We start from the raw sequence: 17747 nt of genomic DNA, 5'->3' as shown, positions 1-17747 counted from the left end.
CTGGTCGAACGCGACTTCACCGTCGACGCGGCCGCGGTCGACACCCGCTGGTGCGGCGACATCACCTACATCAACACCTGGGAAGGCTGGCTGTACCTGGCTACGGTCATCGATCTGGCATCGCGCCGGGTCGTGGGCTGGGCCGTGGCCGACCATCTCAAGACCGACCTGGTCGACGCTGCCCTGTCCGACGCTCTGAACCGGCGCCGCCCCGCCGACGGGCTCGTTTTTCATTCCGATCGCGGCTGTCAATACACCAGTGCTCAGCACGCCCGCCTCGCGAAGCGGCACGGCGTGCGGCTGAGCGTGGGCCGGCGCGGGCAGTGCTGGGACAACGCGGTTGCCGAGTCGTTCTTCTCGACCCTGAAGACCGAGCTGATCCACCGGCAGGCCTGGCCCACCCGTAAAGCCGCTCACCAGGCGACATTCGAGTACATCGAGGGCTGGTACAACACCCGGCGTCGGCACTCCAGCCTCGGCTACCTCAGCCCTGCCGCTTACGAAGGCGGCACCGTCATCAGCCTGCTACCCGCGCTCAAGGTAGCCTGAAGATCAACTCATCGACCCTGTCCGTCGAAACGGGTCAAGCCCAAGCTTCTTGGTGGTGGCCCGGTGGTGTGTCATCACGACTCGGGCCCGAACAACACTGTCTTCCGGGACGGTCAGCCCGTTGCCTTCATCGACTTCGATTTCGCCGCAGTCGGTGACCCACTCGAGGATGTCGCCTATATGGCCTGGTCGTGGTGCATCTCGTCGAAGCCGGCTCGGGGAGATGCGGCGAGCCAGGCGCGTCAGGTTCGTGTCCTGGCTGATGCCTACGGGTTTTCCGAAGGTCAGCGTCACCGGCTGGTGGACGCCATCGAGGAACGATTCGCGCGCAACGAGCGATTCTGGGGTGAACGCGCGCAGCACGGGCCGCCCGTGATCTCTGGTCCTGCGGTTGCCGAGGTGTTGGCGTGGACGTTGAGAGAGAAAGCTTTTGTGACGCGTCATCGGCGCGTATTCGCGGCCACGCTTGCATAGGACGGTGCTCCGACGGCCGTCAGCCCAGCCACGCGTCTCTGGCGTCGCTCGGTGGGTCATGGTCATGTCGGCCAGCACGAGCACCACGTGCCGCTGGCTCGGAGCGCCACCCCGAAACGGCGCTGGATGGTGTCACTCAGTTTCGGGCCGCCCGCGTAGTAGCTGCTCGGAGGCGTTGAAGTGGCGCTGGAACTCGGCGACATCGATCTCGGGCAAGCCGCCGGCATGGCGCTCGCGGTCGGCGATATACGGCGCTGGTGTTCACCGACGTAATTCGGGCGGCCGGGAGACAGACTTCAGTGGCACGCGGACACACCTCGATGGCAAAGACACGTCTCTGCGTGCGCTGCCAGCCGGTGACCGGGCACGCGGAGAGCGTGCCCGGTCTGGAAAGAGCGACCGCCCGGGGAGAGTGACCATCCCCGGAAGGGCAGCCGCCTGAGGACGGTGACCTCTCGGGGAGAGTGACCTCTCGGGGAGAGTGACCTCTCGGGGAGAGTGACCTCTCGGGGAGAGTGACCTCTCGGGGAGAGTGACCTCTCGGGGAGAGTGACTACTCGGGGAGCGTGACTACTCGGCGACGGTGATGATGCGCCGGCGACGAGCCATCCGGAAGGCGATGAAGCCCGCGGCCAGCAGAGCCGCGCCACCGCCGGCGATCAGGCCGGCCGGGGCGCCGGTGATCGGCAGGCCACCACCGGAACCACCGGAGGTCAGCTTGACGGTGAGGGCGGCCTTGTTGTTGTCCTTGTTCTTGTCCTGCACGCCGCCGTTGATGGTGACCGAGCCGGCCTTGTGCTCGGCCACGTCGAGGATCTCGGCGGAGAGGCTGAACAGGTAGCGGCCCTTGTTCGGCACGCTCTCCACGACCAGGCAGACCAGGTCGGTGACCTGGGCCAGGTCGGTGATCGACTCGTCGATGTCGGTAAGGGAGGTGCCGGGCAGGCAGCGCTCGTCGACCTTCATCAGTTCGATGCCGGTCGGCAGTTTGATGTGCGCGTACTGGAGGGAGGCCATGCTCGGCGGCACGGTGCCGGACGGGCCGAGGTTGCGCAGGCCCACCTCGGCGGTGCGCTCCTCGCCGATCTCACCGGTGAAGGCGCCGCCGACGGCCGCGGTCTCCGCCGTCGACTTCGGCACGGTCACTGAGAAGATCGCGTAGTTGTCGTCCTCGTTGAGGTCTTCGGCGACTTCCGGCTCCTCGGCGGTGGCCGACGAGACGGCTTCCAGCGTCAGCGTCTTGCCGGGCGCGTCGGAGTTCCGTTTGGTGAAGTCGAAGACGTACTTCTCGGTGAGGCCGATCGCCACGACGTACACCGGGTATTCGAACGGCCCGCCCGCGTCGGGCTGCACCTTGACCCGCAGCGGGGTGTTCTCCGGCAGGGTGAAGGCGCCGCCGGCGGCCAGCGGCTCGTTGAAGACGCAGAGGAAGCCGCCGACCTCGGTCTCCTTCTCACAGTTGCGGTAGTTGAGGACCGGCGTCACGCCGTACGGGGCCATCACCACCAGGCCGAGGGCGGCGACCTCCTTGTTGCCGCTGTTGCGGACCAGGACCGGCACGTCGGCGCTCTTGCCGTGGGCGAGTTTCAGGTCGGCGATCTCGTCGACTTCGAGGTCGACGCCACCCTTGTCGGTGCGGACCACCGTGATGGACGTCTCGTCGCTGGGCTGCTCGCCGACGGCGGTGCTGAGCGCGATGCTCTTGGCCGGGTCGGCGGCGCCCGCCGCGGCGGCCGGTTTCACCGTGAACTTGACGCTTCGCCGCTGTCCGGGCGCCAGGTCGCCGATGGCGCAGGCGTTGCCGGCGTCGCAGCCGGCGGGCGCGGTGAACCCCAGGTCGGCACTGATCGGTTTGGCGGCGCTGCCGAAAGTGAGAATCACGTTTTCGGCGGTAACGTCACTGAGGTTGTAAAGGTCGAATTTAACCGTCTTCGACTGACCGTTGATGACGGTCACCGTTTCCGGGCTGATAATGCCGATATAGGGCACCTCAACCTCATCCGCGGCCTGAGCCGGCAGGGACAGGCCGGTGAGGGCCAGCCCGGATGCCGCGGTGGTCAGGGCAAGACGGCTGAACAGGGCGCGCAGTCGCATGGTCACCGTTTCGAACTGATTCGGCCGGCGAGAGAATCGGCCGGGAAGTTCGAGGATCTTAGAACGCGGCGCGACGAAGATCAAACGTCGGCGAAGAACGGGCCGCCGGCCGAAAGGCTGGGCACTTCGCCTCGTTCCGCCGCGCGCCGGGCGAATTCCCGGAGGCCGGCGATCTGTCGTTGCCCGAGGGAGAAGTCGAGGGCCCGGAAATAGTTGGCGAGGGTGGCCGCGTCGAACGGCTCCCAGCGGGCGGCCGCCTCGGCCACCTCGTCCAGCTCGCCGAGGCACAGGTCGCGGGATCGCTGAAACGCCACGTGCACGTCCTTGACGAGGCCGGGGTGCGCGGCCGCGAATTCCCGCCGGACCGCCCAGACGGCGAAGACCATCGGCAGGCCGGTCCACTCCTTCCACGCCTCGGCCAGGTCGATCACCTGGAGGCCGTTGCCGGGCGCCTCATGCATCGCCCGAAGCGCCGGGTCGCCGATCAGCACGCCGGCGTCGGCCTCCAGCAGCATCTGCGACAGGTCGGGCGGGCAGCGGAAGTATTCGGGCTCGGCGCCGTACCGCTCGGAGAGCAGCATCTGGGCGAGCATCACGCCGGTCCGGGAGGTGGAGCCGAGCGCGACCGGCCGCCCGTCCAGCTCGGCCGGCGGACGGGTGGACACCAGGTTGACCGAGAGGACCGGACCGTCGCTGCCGACCGCCAGATCGGGCAGGAGCAGCAGCTCGTCGGCGTGCCGCAGGTACTCGACCAGGGTGATCGGCCCGATGTCGAGGCCACCGGCGACGAGTTCGGCGCTGAGCCGCTCCGGGGTGTCCTTGTGCAGGTCGACGTCGAGGAGGGCGCCCGATCGCATCAACCCCCAGTAGATGGGCAGGCAGTTGAGGAACTGAATGTGCCCGACCCGGGGCCGACGGACGCTGTCGCTCATGCAGCGACGTTATCCCCGATCTTCCCCGTGCGGTGAGCCACGTGGCCCTTATCGCACCGGCCCGCTGCGCCGTTACCGATGGGAGGTGCCGAGCGGAATTCGGTGGACAGGTGGTGGACATCGCGTAGCGTGGAGGACCGCTTGACGGCCGTGGTGAGAATGCACCGCAGCGGACGTCCCCGCGCCGAGGGGCGACCGAACCGCCCTTTCTCGGATACGCGAGCAGACTCGATCCGCATTTGAGGACGACCTGTGCCCACTACCGATCTGGACACCGAACTCACCGCCGAACGATCCCATCTCACCGAGTCGCGGGCCGCTCTGCGGCGGATGCGGGACCGCGCCGAGACTCTCTTCGCCTCCGGTGACCGGGTCGCCGGCGACGCGTACACCGCCGAACAGTTGGGCCGGCACATGGCCCGCCGGGTCAAGGAGCTGGCCGACGATCCGGAGACGCCGCTGTTCTTCGGCCGTCTGGACATGTCCGACGGCGTCTACCACGTGGGCCGACGGCACGTCACCGACGACGCCGGCGAGCCGATGGTGCTGGACTGGCGGGCGCCGCTCTCCCGGTCGTTCTACCGGGCCAGTGTGCGTGATCCGCAGGGGGTGGCCACCCGCCGCCGGTTCGGTTTCGTCAAGGGTGACCTGACCAGCTTCGAGGACGAGCATCTGGACCGCGGTGAGGAGTTGGGCACCAGCAGCCGGATCCTGACCGCCGAGATCGAGCGGCCGCGCGTCGGCCCGATGCGGGACATCGTCGCCACCATCCAGCCGGAGCAGGACGAGCTGGTCCGCGCCGATCTGGCGGATTCGATCTGTGTGCAGGGGGCGCCCGGCACCGGTAAGACGGCGGTCGGCCTGCACCGGGCCGCCTACCTGCTCTACCTGCACCGGGAGCGGCTGCGGAAGTCGAAGGTGCTGATCGTCGGGCCGAACACGGCGTTCCTGTCCTACATCTCGGCGGTTCTGCCGACCCTCGGCGAGGTGGAGGTGCTGCAGTCCACGCTGGACGATCTGGTGGGCCGTGCCCCGGTCAAGGCGATCGACACGGATGCCGCGAAAACCATCAAACATGACGTACGGATGGCCGAGGCGCTGAGCCGGGCACTGTGGAGCCGGATCAGCAGACCGACCGAGCCGATCATGGTGTCGGACGGCTCGTACCGGTGGCGGATCGACGTGGAGCCGCTGCGCCGGATCGTCGACGAGGCCCGCCGTGAGGGCTTGCCGTATTCGGTCGGCCGGGAGCGGGTCCGGGCTCGTGTGGTGGGTCTGCTGCAACGCCAGTCGGAGTACCGGACCGGTAACTCGCCGACCGACTCGTGGCTGCGGAAGATGAGCCGGATCGGCCCGGTCACCGGGTTCCTGGAGTCGGTCTGGCCGGCGGTCACCCCGGAGGCGCTGGTGGTGGACTTTCTGACCGAGCCGGTGACGGATCTGCTGTCCGAGGAGGAGAGGGCGGCGATCCGCTGGGCGAAGCCGCCGCGGACGGTGAAGTCGGCGAGGTTCAGCACGGCCGATCTGCTGCTGCTCGACGAGGCGGCGGGGCTGCTGGAGCGGGAGACCAGTTTCGGTCACGTGGTGGTCGACGAGGCGCAGGACCTGTCGCCGATGCAGGCTCGGGCGATCGCCCGGCGCAGTGAGCACGGCTCGATCACGCTGCTCGGCGATCTGGCGCAGGGCACGGCGCCGTGGGCGACCACTGACTGGCGCGACCTCCTGGGCCATCTGGGCAAGCCGGATGCCACGGTGGTGCCGTTGACGGTGGGCTTCCGCGTACCGGAGGTGGTGGTGAGGCTGGCCAACCGCCTGCTGCCGGCGCTCGGGGTGAATGTGCCCGCCGCGGTCTCGCTGCGACCGGACGGAGATCTCGCCGTGGTGCCGGTCGCGGAGCCGGCGGATCTGGACGCGGCGACGATGGCCGAGGTGACGGCCGCGCTGGCGCACGAGGGGTCGGTCGCGGTGATCGCGGCGGATGCCGCGGTCGAGCGGCTGCGCGGGCATCTGGACGCTGCCGGCGTCGAGCACGCGACGCCCGATGACGTCGACGCCGGCGCGCGCGTCACGGTGGTGCCCGCCACGCTGGTCAAGGGCCTGGAGTACGACCATGTCATCGTGCACGAGCCGGCCGACATCGTGGCCGCCGAGCCGAAGGGCCTGAACCGCCTGTACGTAGTGCTCACCCGTGCTGTGACCAGGCTTTCGGTGTTGTACGCCAAGCAGTTGCCGGAGGCGCTTACGCTCTCGTGATGCTTCGTATCGGTGTGATGTTCGACCGCGACCGTGCCCCCGAGGAACTGCCCGGCTTCGCCGCCGCCCTGGAGGAGGCCGGCGCCGACGATCTTTGGGTGGTGGAGGACCTGGGCTGGACCGGAGGTGTCAGCGCCGCGGCGCTGGCGCTGGCCGCCACGTCCCGGTTGCGGGTGGGCATCGGGATCGCGCCGGCCCCGCTGCGCAGCCCGATGCTGTACGCCATGGAGGTCGCCAACCTGGCACGGGTTCATCCCGGCCGGGTGGTGGCCGGTCTCGGGCACGGCGTCCGTGACTGGATGCGCCAGGTCGGTGTCGCCCCGAAGTCGCCGCTGGCCATGTTGGAGGAGACCGTCTCGGCGGTGCGCGGCCTGCTGCGTGGCGAGACGGTGACGCTGGACGGCCGGGAGGTGCATCTGGACGGTGTCCGTCTGGTGCACCCGCCCGAGGTGGTTCCGCCGGTGGTCACCGGGGTGATCCGGGAGAAGTCGCTGGAGCTGTCCGGCCGGGCGGCGGACGGCACCATCCTGGTCGAGGGTCTGTCGCCGGCGAAGTTGGTGGAGGCCATCGGTCATCTGCGGCGGGGTGGCGCCGGCCCGGAGCACGAGGTGATCGGGTTCACCTTCCTGCACGTCGACGAGGATGCCGAGCGGGCGGCCCGGACGGCCGCGGCGCAGCTCACCGGTCAGGCCGGGTTCCTGGGCATCGCTCCGGAGGAGGTGTTCGGCCTGCTCGGCCCGGCCGAGGGCATCCCGGCGAAGGTGGACGCTCTCGTCGAGGCGGGGGTGCACACGGTGGTCCTGCGGCCGTTCGGCGACGATCATCTGGGTCAGTCGCTGGCCGCCCTCAAGGCTCTGGGCCGCTGAGACGACTCCAGTTATCCACAGCCTGAACCAGCAGGCTGTGGATAACTTCCTGATGGGTGCTGGCCGTGCGGTCGGCCGGGCCCGGCGGGCCCCGGTGGATCTCTCTACAGTGGTTTGATCCAGCGGGACCACTCGTTTTGCGGCTGGTAGCCGTGCCGGGCCCAGATCCGGTGGGCGGTCTCGTTGGCGTCCAGGACCATGGCGTCCGCCCGGGTCCCGCCGAAGGCGCGGAAGCGCTGCTCGGCCGCGGCGATCAACCGGCCGCCGATGCCGGCGCGGCGTCGGCCGGGTGCGACCGCCAGCCGGTAGAGGTGGCAGCGCCAGCCGTCCCAGCCGGCCACGATCGTGCCGACGATCTCGTCGCCGTCGACCGCGACGATCAGCGCCGAAGGGTCGCGCCGGTGCAGCGCCTCGACGGCTTCGGCGGTGTCGGTGGGGCGGCTGTCGTTCTCCGCGGCCGTCTCCCAGAACCTCAGCACGGCTGCCAGCTCGTGGAACGTCGCCGACCGCAAGATCAAGTCGCTCATTCCGCCACTGTAGTCAACTTTATGGCACAAAGTTCTTTGACTTTGCGTCGTAAAGTCGAGACATGACATCGATGGATCCCTCTGAAGCGCTGGACCTCATCCAGCGGGAGCGGGCCAACGCCGGGCGCGCGCTGACCCCCGACCCCCGGTTGATGTATTGGCCGTGGGGCCTGACCTGGCTGATCGGTTTCGGCCTGTCCTTCCTGCGCTACGGCCCCGGCGGGCGGGTCCTGGTCGCCATGCCCGAGTGGGTGCCGCTGATCGGCCTGACCGCGCTGATGATCGCCGCGGGCGTCTTCACCGGCGTGGTCGGCGCGCGATCCAGCCGATCGGTCTCCGGCCCGACGAGCCGGCAGGGCGTCTGGTTCGGGATCGCCTGGTCGGCCGGCTTCAGCGGCCTGGCGGTCACCTTCGGCCAGATCAGCGAGATGCTTCCGGAACACCTGCTGGGCCTGCTCTGGGGCGGCGGCATCGTCGCCCTGGTCGGCGCGCTCTACATGGCCGGCGCCGCGATCTGGAACGACCGGACCATGTTCGTGCTGGGCGCCTGGATCAGTGCGGTGAACGTGATCGGCGTCCTCTGCGGGCCCGGCTGGCACGCGCTGGTGGCCTCGATCGCCGGCGGTGGCGGTCTGCTGGTCGCCGGCCTGATCGGCTGGCTGCGGCTGCGATGACCATCGACGAGCCCACGATCCCCGATCTCGACCCGGTCATCCACGCGCAGGCACGGCTCCGGGTAGTCGCTGCCCTGTCCCAGCTCAACGGCGGCGACCGGATCGCCTTCCCACGCCTGCAGGAGATCCTGCGAATGACCCCCGGCAACCTCTCGGTGCACCTGCGCAAGCTCGAGGAGGCCGGATACGTCGAGGTCACCAAGACCCACCGGGGGCGCACCCCGGCCACCCTCGTGCGGCTCACCAACCGGGGCCGGTTCGCCTTCGAGGAGTACGTCGCCGCCCTGCGCACCCTGATCACCCCGGGAGAGGACCCGTCATGATCCACGCCCGCGCTCAGAGCGTCACCCGGCGCTTCGGCGCCACGATCGCCCTGGAGGACGTCGACCTCGAGGTCCGCCGCGGCGAACTGGTCGGCCTGCTCGGGCCGAACGGCGCCGGCAAGAGCACCCTGGTCAGCCTGCTCACCGGCAGCCGCCGTCCGACGTCCGGCCGGGTCGAGCTCTGCGGCGGCGACCCGCGCGATCCGGCGAGCCGGCGCACGCTGGGCGTCACCCCGCAGGAGACCGGTCTGCCCGCCTCGCTTCGCGTCGGCGAGGTCATCGATTTCGTACGCGGCCACTTCCCCGATCCACTGCCCCGCGACGAGCTGCTGGACCGCTTCGGACTGTCCGGTCTGGCACGCCGCCAGACCGGTGGGCTGTCCGGCGGGCAGCGGCGACGGCTCGCGGTGGCCCTCGCCTTCACCGGCCGTCCGGAGATCGTCTTCCTGGACGAGCCGACCACCGGACTGGACGTGGAGGCCCGGCGCGCGCTCTGGGACGCCATCCGCGACTTCCACGCGGGCGGCGGCACGGTCGTGCTGACCAGCCACTACCTGGAGGAGATCGAGGCGCTGGCGAACCGGGTGGTGGTGCTCGCCGCGGGGCGGGTGCTGGCCGACGACAGCGTGACGGCGGTGCGCGGGATGGTCGGGATCCGCCGGGTCAGCCTGACTTCACCCGTACCCCTGACTGATTTTGATTTTGAGGGGCTGGTGTCGGTGGAGCGTGCGGGTGATCGCGTGCATCTGCTCACGCCGGACGCGGACCGCATGGTTCGCACCCTGGTCTCGCGTGACGTGCCGTTCCGTGACTTGGAGGTCCGGCCGACCTCGCTGGAAGAGGCGTTCCTGGCCATGACCGGAAAGGACTCCTGATGACGGCCCTGACCCTGACCCACGCCCGTTTCCAGATCATCGAGATTCTGCGTATCCCGATCGCCGTGGTGGGCAGCGCGTTCTGGCCGGCCGCGTCGATGCTGGCGTTCGTGGTGCCGTTCGTCGGCGACGAGCCGGTGTACGCGACCTACGCGACCGCCTCGATGATCACCTTCGCGGTGATGAACACCAATCTCTTCCAGTACGGCATCGGCGTCTCCGAGGACCGCGCCCAACCGTGGGACCCCTATGTGCGGACCCTGCCGGCCGGGACGGTGCCCCGGTTCGCCGGCCGGATCCTGACCGGGCTGCTCATGATGGCCGTCGCGCTGATCCCGGTGGTGCTGATCGCGGCCCTGTTCACCGAGGCGACCGTGACGCCGGCCGGCTTCCTCGGCGCGGTCGCGGTGTGCGCCGTGACCTCCGTCCCGTTCATCCTGATGGGACTGTCGATCGGCTACGCGCTGCCGCAGAAGGCCGCGCTCGTGGTGGCGCAGATCCTGTTCCTGCCGCTCGCCTTCGGCGGTGGTCTGCTGACTCCGCCGGGTGGCGCGCCGGGTTTCGTGGAGGATCTGGCGCCCTATCTGCCGACCGGCGGCGCGGTCCGCCTGATGTGGGCGACGGTGGGCAATTTCCCGTTCGATACCGGTTCGATGCTGGCGCTGGCCGGGTGGACGATGCTCTTCGGCGGGCTCGCGGTGTGGGCCTACCGGCGTGACGAGGGTCGCCGGTTCGGATAATAAGGCGACACTTTCATACGGCCACAGGAATGGAAATGCGACTATGCCAGGCATGACCGTTCCGTCGCCCGGCGTGCCCAACTGGGTGGATCTGGCCACCGCCGACCTCGATGACGCGATCCGCTTCTACACCGCGCTGTTCGGCTGGAACGCCGAGATCTCCGGCGACGACTTCGGGGGTTACACCACCTTCCAGCTGAACGGGCTGCCGGTCGCCGGGGCGGGACCGCTCTTCGGGGAGGGGCAGCCGACCGCCTGGAGCACGTACATCGCGACCACCGACGCCGACGCGGTCGCCGCCCGGGTGGAGGGCGCGCTCGGCAAGGTGCTGGTGCCGCCGTTCGACGTGATGGACCAGGGGCGGATGGCGGCGTTCCTGGATCCGGCCGGAGCGCCGTTCAGCACCTGGGAGGCCGGGATGATGCGCGGCGCCGAGGTGTTCGACCTGCCGGGCTCGCTGACGTGGAACGAGTTGAACACCCGGGACCTGGACGGCGCGATGGCCTTCTACGGGTCGGTGTTCGGCTGGACGTTCCGGCAGTCGGGGGTCACCGGCCTGCCGTACGTGATCTGTGAACGCGACCACGTGCCGGTCGCCGGGATGCAGCTGATGGTCGGCAGCGGCTGGCCGGACGATCTGCCCGCACACTGGCTGGTCTACTTCGCCGTCGGCGACTGCGACGCGTCGGCCGAGCACGCCTTCGCGCTGGGCGGCCGGATCGTGCATCCGCCCACCACCATCGCCGCCGGACGGTACGCGGTGCTCGCCGATCCGCAGGGCGGCATGTTCGCGATCCTGGCGAAACGCCGCTGACCGCTCAGCCGAGCAGGGTCGGGACCTTCTCGAACAGTTGGGTCGTGTAGGTCATCATCTCGCGGAGCATCCAGTTGCCGGTCAGCAGCAGGGCCGCGCCGATCGCCACCGCCTTCGGGACGAAGGACAGCGTCGCCTCCTGGATCTGCGTCACCGACTGGAACAGCGAGATGGCGAACCCGACCGCCAGCGCGGTCAGCAGCACCGGCGCCGACATCTTCGCCGCGATCGTCATGGCCTGCATCGCGATCTCCACCACCGTCGTGTCCGTCATGCCCGTCAGTTCGCCGGACTTGAGGAAACCCGGAGTGCGGAACGGGCGCTATCCGGTTGCCGTCCGGTTGCGCGAGATCAACCGCGGACGGCCACCACCAGCGGCCCCCGGTCGCCCTCGACGATCCGGACCTTGACCCGGTAGTGCTCGGCCAGGTTCGTCTCGGTCAGCACCTCGGCGGGCGGGCCGGACGCCACCACCCGGCCGGAGGCCAGCAGGTACATGCGGTCGGCGTACTCACCGGCGGTGGTCAGGTCGTGCATGGTGGCGAGCACGGTCAGGCCCCGCTCGGCACGCAACCGGTCCACCAACTCCAGCACCTCCTGCTGGTGGCCGATGTCCAGCGCGCTCGTCGGCTCGTCCAGCAGCAGGATCCCGGCGCCCTGGGCGAGCGCCCGGGCCAGGAACACCCGCTGCCGTTCCCCTCCGGAAAGCGTCTCGAGACGCCGGCCGGCGAAGGGCTCCAGGTCCAGCACGGCGAGGACCTCCTCGGCCGCGGCCAGGTCCGTCGCCGACTCCCTGCCCAACGGCGGCACATACGGGGTACGCCCGAGCAGCACATAGTCGAAGACCCGCATGGCCGGCGGCACCACCGGCGACTGGAGCACCGTGGCAACCGCCTTGGCCCGCTCGCGCCGTGACAGGCGGTCGGCCGCGACACCGTGCAAGCGGACCGATCCGCCGAACGGCAGCAGCCCGCCGATCGCCCGCAGTGCCGTGGACTTGCCGGCGCCGTTCGGCCCGATGACGGTCACCCACTCGCCCTCGGCCACGTCGAGATCGACGCCGTCGACGATGAGAGACCCGTCCAGCCTCACCGTGAGCCGTTCGACCTCGATCGCGTTTCCGCTCGTCCCGGCGTTGTCCGGCCGGTGCGCAGAAGCGGCATCCCGCCCCATGTCGGCACGGTCCGGCCGGTTGGTGGAACCGGTATCACGTCTCATGTCGGCACCGCCCGGTTGGTGCGCAGCACCAGCACGAAGAAGGGCGCGCCGAGGAACGCGGTGACCACACCGATCGGGATCTCCGCGTCCCCGCCCGCGGTCCGCGCCACCAGATCGGTGAGGACCAGGAAGGCCGCCCCGAACAGCAACGACAGCGGCAGCAGCGACCGGTAACTCGGCCCGGTCAGCAGCCGCAGCGTGTGCGGCACGATGATCCCGACGAAGCCGATCAGCCCGGACACGCTGACCGCGGCCGCCGTGCCCAGCGACGCCGCGATGATCAGCACGTAGCGGGACCGCTGCGGATGCAGGCCGAGACTCGTCGCCTCGGCGTCGCCGACGGTCAGCACGTCCAGCTCGCGACGCTGGGCGAGAACGATCACGCTGGTCAGCGCCGCGTAGGGCAGGATCACCAGAACGTCGTGCCAGCCGGCGGTGGACAGCCGGCCGAGCGTCCAGGAGAACACCTCACGGACCGAGTCGAGGTTGCGCTGCAGCAGGTAGGTCTGCCCCGCCGACAGGAACACCGACACGGCCACGCCGGCCAGGATCAGCGTGGCCGGCGAGCGATCCCGGCCTCCGGCGGCGCCGAGCATCCAGGTCAGGGCGACCGCCCCGAGCGCGCCGACGAACGCCGCCATCGGCGCCCCGATCGGCAGCTCGAAGACGCCGTCGCCGGTGGCGCGCAGGACGATCACCGCGGTCACCCCGAGCCCCGCACCGGCGGCCACCCCGAGCAGGTGCGGATCGGCCAGCGGGTTGCGGAAGGCGCCCTGGTAGGCACCCCCGGCCAGGGCCAGCATCGCGCCGACCAGGAGTCCCAGCACCACTCGGGGCAGCCGGAGTTCGGTGAGGATCGCCACTTCACGGTCGGTCAGGCCGCTGTCCAGGCGTACCCCGGGAAGGAGATTGAGCATCTCGACCGCGACGCCGCCGGGCGGCAGCGGGACCGAGCCGAAGGCCAGCCCCAGGATCATCGCGCCCAGCAGCGTCAGCACGCCGGCCGCCAGCCACGCCGGGCGCAACCCGGCGGGCCGGCGCGGGCTCACGCCGTCACCACCGCTGCGCTCCGGCGTAGGCATGATCTCAAAACCGAGCCGATGGATGGCTCACGCCGGAACCTTGGCCACCGCGTCGGCGACAGCCTTGACCAGATCGACGGTACGGGGACCCCAGCGCGAGGCGATGTCGTCGTCGAGGGGGTAGATCTGCCCCTTGGCGACCGCGGTGATCGTGGACCAGCCGGGCCGTGCCCGCACGGTTTCCGGGGACTGCTGGCAGCACTTGGTGTCGGCCAGGAAGACGGTGTCCGGGTTGGCCTTGACCAGGGACTCCTGGGCGAGCTGCGGGTAGCCGCCGAGCTTGCCGTCCGGGTCGGCGGCGTCGGCCACGTTGGTCATCTCGAAGAGGTTGAACACCGAGCCGATGAAGGTCTTCGAGGTGGCCGAGTACAGGTCGGGGCTCAGTTCGTAGTAGTAGCTGAGCGGCTTGGCACGGGTCGGCGCCGCCTTGACGATCTTGTCGATGTCCGCGGCCATCCGCTCGTTCAGCGCTTTGGCCTCGGTGCCGTGGCCGGTGAGCGTGCCGAGCTCGGTGATCTCCCGGTAGGTGTCGTCCAGGGTCGTGGCGGCCGGTGACACGAACACCGGGATCGACAGTTTGCCGAGCTGGGCCACGATGCCGTCGGAGTCGCGGGAGAGCACCACGAGGTCCGGGTCCTTGGCGGCGATCGCCTCGGCGTTCGGCTTGAAGCCGGACAGGTCGGTCTTCGGGGCGTCCGCCGGGTGGTTGGACTGGTCGTCGACCGCGGTGACCTGTGGCCCGGCGCCGATCGCGAAGAGCATCTCGGTGGCCGTCGGGCTCAGCGAGACGATCTTCACGGGCTGGGCGGTCAGGGTCACGGTCCCGACCGTGACCGGGTACGCCGCTGCGGTGCTGGGCGCCGTGACGGTGGGCGCCGGCTCGTTGCCGGAACAGCCGGCGAGGAACAGTGCGGTGGCCGCTATAGCGGCAGTGAACAGGCGTCTCATCGGTCCTCCTGTCGGCCGGTCAGGTGGTGCTTCGCCGACAGGGCCCACGCTGGCCGCGCCCGCGAGGCGCCCCTCCCCGGGAGCGCTGAATCGCGACCGTCACCCAGGCGACCTGGCTAGACCTCCGAGGAGGGATCACAGTTGCGGGACAGCGCCGGTTTCTCACCGGCTTCGCTGCGGCGCGGTCCCTGAAACGCTAACCCACGCCTCCACCGGGGACCGCACCCGCCTCAGATGACGACCCGTCCGGTGACCGCTTCCTCGCTGACCACACCCCAGTGCCGGGAATCCTGCGAGACCTCACGATTGTCCCCGAGCAGGTAGATCGCCCCTTCCGGCACGGTGACCGAGGCGCAGTCGGTGCCGGTCACCTCGGCGCTGAGCTGCAGGTACGGCTCGTCGATCGCCGTGCCGTCGCGGAGCACCCGGCCGTCCCGGCACTCGATGCGGTCGCCGGGCAGGCCGATGACCCGCTGCAGCGCCTCGTAGCCGGGCGCGTCCGGGACGGCGAAGGCCACGATGTCACCGTGGTCGATGCCGGTCACCCGGAAGCCGACCCGGTCGACGAGGTGACGGCTGGTGACGGTGAGCGTCGGGTCCATCCCGACGCTGGGCACGTAGGCGATCGAGACCATGAACGGGGTCGCCACCAGCAGGCCGACTGCCACCGCGGCGACGCGATAGCGGGTCGGGTGCAGCGAGTACCGCTCACGGAAAGCCACCCGTAGGCCGCCGGCGGCCCAGCGCAGTGCGGCTCCGGTCCCGGAAGTCTGATCGAACTCGGCCAGGACGGCCTCGCCCCACGGCCCGCCCCGCTCGCGACGGCCGCGCACCGCCACCCGCAGCGCCCGGTGGGCCAGCCGTTTCATGCGGGCCTCACGATCGACACGCCCGCGGCTCGGCGGGCCGCTTTGGCCGCGGCGTCGGCCAGCCGGACCCGGGCCAGGGCCGCCCCGTCGCCGGTCAGCCGGTACGTGTGCCGGGGTGGGCGGCCCGGCTGGTCGGACGGCTCCCAGCCGGCCTCCAGCAGCCCCTGCTCGGTGAGTCGCATGAGGATCGGGTAGAGCGTCCCGGAGGCCAGGCCGGTCTCACGGCTCAGGTCGTAGCCGTAACGCCAGGTGGCCGGATCTTTGATAAGCGCCTCGAAGAGCCGCAGCGTCTGCGGCGAGGCGTGCGGTGTCCTCGGCATGACCGAAACTCTACATAACTCGACTTAGCCGTTGTCAACGGTCCGGCATCGATCGATGCCGGACTCAGGCGCCGGTACGCCCGGGAGACTCCACGATGTCGGCGGCGGTGACCCGGTCGCCGGCGGCAGCCGCCTCCTCGTCACCGGCCAGCGCCGAACGCAACCGGTCCTTCTCCGCCGTCCGGCGGGCCGCCATCTCACCGAGTTGCTCGGCCATCTCGTCACGCCACCCGCGCAGCAGGATGAACGACAGAGCGGCCGAGGCGACGAACGAGACCATCGCGTTGACCAGGATGTTCAGCGGAGTCAGGAAGAACAGCACAACGAACACGGCCGCGAACAGTCCGAAGCGGCCGAGCGTGTACTTGATGGCGGGCTTCATGCGTTATCTCCCTCAGCCGGACCGGTGACTCAGCCACCGGAGGCCGTAGAACCAGACCAGGCAGTACACGACCGTACCGGTCAGGGCGCCGGCGCCGCCGCTGACCAAAGGTGGAACGACCCCGGACACCGCTCCGGCCACCGTCATCCCGACCGCGACACCGAACCCGCCGGCCAGGCCACTCACCATGATCCGATGGGCGCCGAAGCCCTCGGCCCGGAACTCCTCGACGAACAGCCAGATGGGCAGGATCAGCACCAGCCAGCCGTTCGACTCACCGAACTCACCGAGGCCGGTCAAGGCCATCACCGCTTCGAAGACCAACAGTACGGCGGCACCGGCGGCCAGCCCGGCGAAGGCGGAACCCAGCAGGTCGCCGATCGTCGCGAGACGACCGGTCGCGTCCTTCCTCAACTGGGTCATCAACGTCACCGTCCGTGGGGTCAGGCCCAGATCTTCTGGGGCTCGCTGCGCCGCTCGGCCAGCGAGGGCGCCTTCTCGTACTCCCTTACCACCTGATAACGAGTGTCCCGTTCGACCGGCTGGAAACCGGCGTCCCAGATCAGGTTCAGCAGGTCGTCGCGGTGCATGGTGTGCGGGGTGCCGTACGAGTCGGCGTCGTGTGTGATCTTGTACTCCACCACCGAGCCGTCCAGGTCGTCGGCGCCGAAGTTGAGCGACAACTGCGCCACCGAGAGCCCGTGCATCACCCAGAAGCACTTCACGTGCGGCACGTTGTCGAACATCAGACGGGACACCGCGAACGTCTTGAGCGACTCGGCCGGCGCCGCCATCGTGGTGCGCTCCTGGATCCGGTTACGGATCTTGCCGTCCGCCGAGTCGTGGAAGTCGTGCTGATAGCGCAGCGGGATGAAGACCGCGAACCCACCGGTCTCGTCCTGCAGCTCACGCAACCGCATCACGTGGTCGACCCGGTGCCGCGGCTCCTCGATGTGCCCGTACAGCATGGTGGCCGGCGTCTTCATGCCCTTCTCGTGGGCCAGCCGGTGGATCCGCGACCAGTCCTCCCAGTGACACGCGTGATCCACGATGTGCTGCCGGACCTCCCAGTCGAAGATCTCGGCGCCACCGCCGGTCAGCGACTCCAGACCGGCGTCCATCAGCTCGTCCAGGATCTCGCTCGCGGACAGCCCGCTGATCTTCTCGAACCACTGCACCTCGGTCGCGGTGAAGCACTTGAGCTTCACGTTCGGCAGCGCGGCCTTCAGCTCACGCAGTACCTTCGGGTAGTACCGCCACGGCAGGCTGGGGTGCAGGCCGTTGACGATGTGCAGCTCGGTGAGCTGCTCGTCCTCCATCTCCTTCGCCTTGCGGACGGCTTCGTCGATGCGCATCGTGTACGCGTCCTTCTCGCCCGGCTTGCGTTGGAAGGAACAGTAGGCGCAGCTGGCCGAGCAGACATTGGTGAGGTTGAGGTGCCGGTTGACGTTGAACATCACCCGGTCACCGCTCAACTCGGTGCGCTTGTGGTGCGCCAGGCGGCCGAGCCAGGTCAGATCGTCACACTCGTAGAGGGCGATGCCGTCCGCACGGCTCAGCCGCTCACCGGCGTAGACCTTCGCTTCCAGCTCACGCTTCAACCCCGCATCCATGCGGTCGAGGGTACGTCGCGCCTCCCGAGCGGCCTGCGGCACCGTTGATCCGAATAATTCTCAGCGTGCTTTCATCTTCATTCGATCGACATGGGTACGCGGCTTGCGGTATGAACCAATAGGAACGACAAGCGACGGTCGCCCCAACCGGCGCGGACGGGAAGCTCATGTCCAAGGCACCGCGGCACGGATCA

The 17747-nt window shown here is 69.5% G+C and carries 21 protein-coding genes and 1 riboswitch; of the genes, 9 read left to right on the top strand and 12 right to left on the bottom strand.

The window, feature by feature from the left end:
• On the top strand, window positions 1–549 hold a 549-nt coding region (locus AB0I88_RS31990; RefSeq protein ID WP_361033119.1), incomplete at its 5' end, for an IS3 family transposase.
• 63 nt (window positions 550–612) lie between these two features.
• A complete protein-coding gene (locus AB0I88_RS31985; RefSeq protein WP_361033116.1) occupies window positions 613–1023 on the top strand; it encodes a phosphotransferase in 411 nt (136 codons plus the stop codon).
• 570 nt (window positions 1024–1593) lie between these two features.
• Here AB0I88_RS31985 and AB0I88_RS31980 read toward each other — a convergent pair.
• Window positions 1594–3123 (bottom strand): hypothetical protein, encoded by a 1530-nt coding sequence (locus tag AB0I88_RS31980; RefSeq protein ID WP_361033113.1) that lies wholly within the window; start codon window positions 3121–3123, stop codon window positions 1594–1596.
• Window positions 3124–3197: 74 nt separating this feature from the next.
• Window positions 3198–4049, bottom strand: coding sequence for a menaquinone biosynthesis protein (locus AB0I88_RS31975; protein WP_361033110.1), 852 nt, complete (start codon window positions 4047–4049; stop codon window positions 3198–3200).
• 252 nt (window positions 4050–4301) lie between these two features.
• On the opposite strand from AB0I88_RS31975, the gene AB0I88_RS31970 reads away from it, so the two are divergent.
• Window positions 4302–6302, top strand: a complete 2001-nt coding sequence (locus AB0I88_RS31970) for an AAA family ATPase (RefSeq protein WP_361033107.1) — start codon at window positions 4302–4304, stop codon at window positions 6300–6302.
• Entirely contained in the window at window positions 6302–7168 is an 867-nt protein-coding gene (locus tag AB0I88_RS31965) for an LLM class flavin-dependent oxidoreductase (RefSeq protein ID WP_361033104.1), read from the top strand. The genes AB0I88_RS31970 and AB0I88_RS31965 overlap by 1 nt, the downstream gene beginning before the upstream one ends.
• 104 nt (window positions 7169–7272) lie before the next feature.
• Here the strand turns inward: AB0I88_RS31965 and AB0I88_RS31960 are convergent, their stop codons facing one another.
• Entirely contained in the window at window positions 7273–7695 is a 423-nt protein-coding gene (locus AB0I88_RS31960; RefSeq protein WP_361033101.1) for a GNAT family N-acetyltransferase, read from the bottom strand.
• Window positions 7696–7757: 62 nt separating this feature from the next.
• On the opposite strand from AB0I88_RS31960, the gene AB0I88_RS31955 reads away from it, so the two are divergent.
• From AB0I88_RS31955 to AB0I88_RS31935, 5 genes are read left to right on the top strand one after another with little or no spacing between them, the layout of a single operon-like run.
• Window positions 7758–8369: a transporter gene (locus tag AB0I88_RS31955; protein ID WP_361033098.1), complete on the top strand. Its 612-nt coding sequence runs from the start codon at window positions 7758–7760 to the stop codon at window positions 8367–8369.
• Window positions 8366–8692, top strand: a complete 327-nt coding sequence (locus AB0I88_RS31950; protein ID WP_361033095.1) for a transcriptional regulator — start codon at window positions 8366–8368, stop codon at window positions 8690–8692. Before AB0I88_RS31955 ends, AB0I88_RS31950 begins: the two co-directional genes overlap by 4 nt.
• Window positions 8689–9567 carry an ABC transporter ATP-binding protein gene (locus tag AB0I88_RS31945; RefSeq protein ID WP_361033092.1) on the top strand — a complete coding sequence of 293 codons (879 nt, stop codon included), beginning with the start codon at window positions 8689–8691 and terminating at the stop codon, window positions 9565–9567. The genes AB0I88_RS31950 and AB0I88_RS31945 overlap by 4 nt, the downstream gene beginning before the upstream one ends.
• Entirely contained in the window at window positions 9567–10307 is a 741-nt protein-coding gene (locus AB0I88_RS31940; RefSeq protein ID WP_361033089.1) for an ABC transporter permease, read from the top strand. Before AB0I88_RS31945 ends, AB0I88_RS31940 begins: the two co-directional genes overlap by 1 nt.
• Before the next feature lie 52 nt (window positions 10308–10359).
• Complete coding sequence (locus AB0I88_RS31935) at window positions 10360–11121, top strand: VOC family protein (RefSeq protein ID WP_361033086.1); 762 nt, start codon at window positions 10360–10362, stop codon at window positions 11119–11121.
• Window positions 11122–11125: 4 nt separating this feature from the next.
• Here AB0I88_RS31935 and fliQ read toward each other — a convergent pair whose 3' ends face one another.
• From fliQ to mqnE, 9 genes are all read right to left on the bottom strand, one after another.
• Window positions 11126–11395, bottom strand: coding sequence for a flagellar biosynthesis protein FliQ (gene fliQ, locus AB0I88_RS31930; protein WP_361022355.1), 270 nt, complete (start codon window positions 11393–11395; stop codon window positions 11126–11128).
• Between the two features lie 77 nt (window positions 11396–11472).
• The gene (locus AB0I88_RS31925; RefSeq protein WP_361033131.1) at window positions 11473–12294 is read right to left on the bottom strand and encodes an ABC transporter ATP-binding protein; all 822 of its coding nucleotides are present in this window, start codon (window positions 12292–12294) and stop codon (window positions 11473–11475) included.
• A 41-nt stretch (window positions 12295–12335) separates the two neighbouring features.
• Complete coding sequence (locus AB0I88_RS31920) at window positions 12336–13421, bottom strand: iron ABC transporter permease (protein WP_361033083.1); 1086 nt, start codon at window positions 13419–13421, stop codon at window positions 12336–12338.
• Window positions 13422–13448: 27 nt separating this feature from the next.
• Window positions 13449–14369, bottom strand: coding sequence for an ABC transporter substrate-binding protein (locus AB0I88_RS31915; protein WP_361033080.1), 921 nt, complete (start codon window positions 14367–14369; stop codon window positions 13449–13451).
• 111 nt (window positions 14370–14480) lie between these two features.
• Window positions 14481–14539, bottom strand: a riboswitch (cobalamin riboswitch).
• Window positions 14540–14599: 60 nt separating this feature from the next.
• Window positions 14600–15238 (bottom strand): signal peptidase I, encoded by a 639-nt coding sequence (gene lepB / locus AB0I88_RS31910; RefSeq protein WP_361033077.1) that lies wholly within the window; start codon window positions 15236–15238, stop codon window positions 14600–14602.
• Window positions 15235–15558 carry a PadR family transcriptional regulator gene (locus AB0I88_RS31905; RefSeq protein ID WP_361033074.1) on the bottom strand — a complete coding sequence of 108 codons (324 nt, stop codon included), beginning with the start codon at window positions 15556–15558 and terminating at the stop codon, window positions 15235–15237. Before AB0I88_RS31905 ends, lepB begins: the two co-directional genes overlap by 4 nt.
• A 64-nt stretch (window positions 15559–15622) precedes the next feature.
• Complete coding sequence (locus AB0I88_RS31900) at window positions 15623–15940, bottom strand: DUF4229 domain-containing protein (protein WP_361033072.1); 318 nt, start codon at window positions 15938–15940, stop codon at window positions 15623–15625.
• Between the two features lie 12 nt (window positions 15941–15952).
• Window positions 15953–16363, bottom strand: a complete 411-nt coding sequence (locus tag AB0I88_RS31895; protein ID WP_361033069.1) for a hypothetical protein — start codon at window positions 16361–16363, stop codon at window positions 15953–15955.
• Between the two features lie 20 nt (window positions 16364–16383).
• Complete coding sequence (mqnE, locus tag AB0I88_RS31890; protein ID WP_361033066.1) at window positions 16384–17553, bottom strand: aminofutalosine synthase MqnE; 1170 nt, start codon at window positions 17551–17553, stop codon at window positions 16384–16386.
• Window positions 17554–17747: the final 194 nt, after the last annotated feature.

This window comes from Actinoplanes sp. NPDC049802, assembly GCF_040656595.1.
Lineage (GTDB): Bacteria > Actinomycetota > Actinomycetes > Mycobacteriales > Micromonosporaceae > Actinoplanes.
The sequence above is the reverse complement of the archived record's forward strand: the minus strand, read 5'-3'. Positions and strand labels throughout refer to the sequence as shown.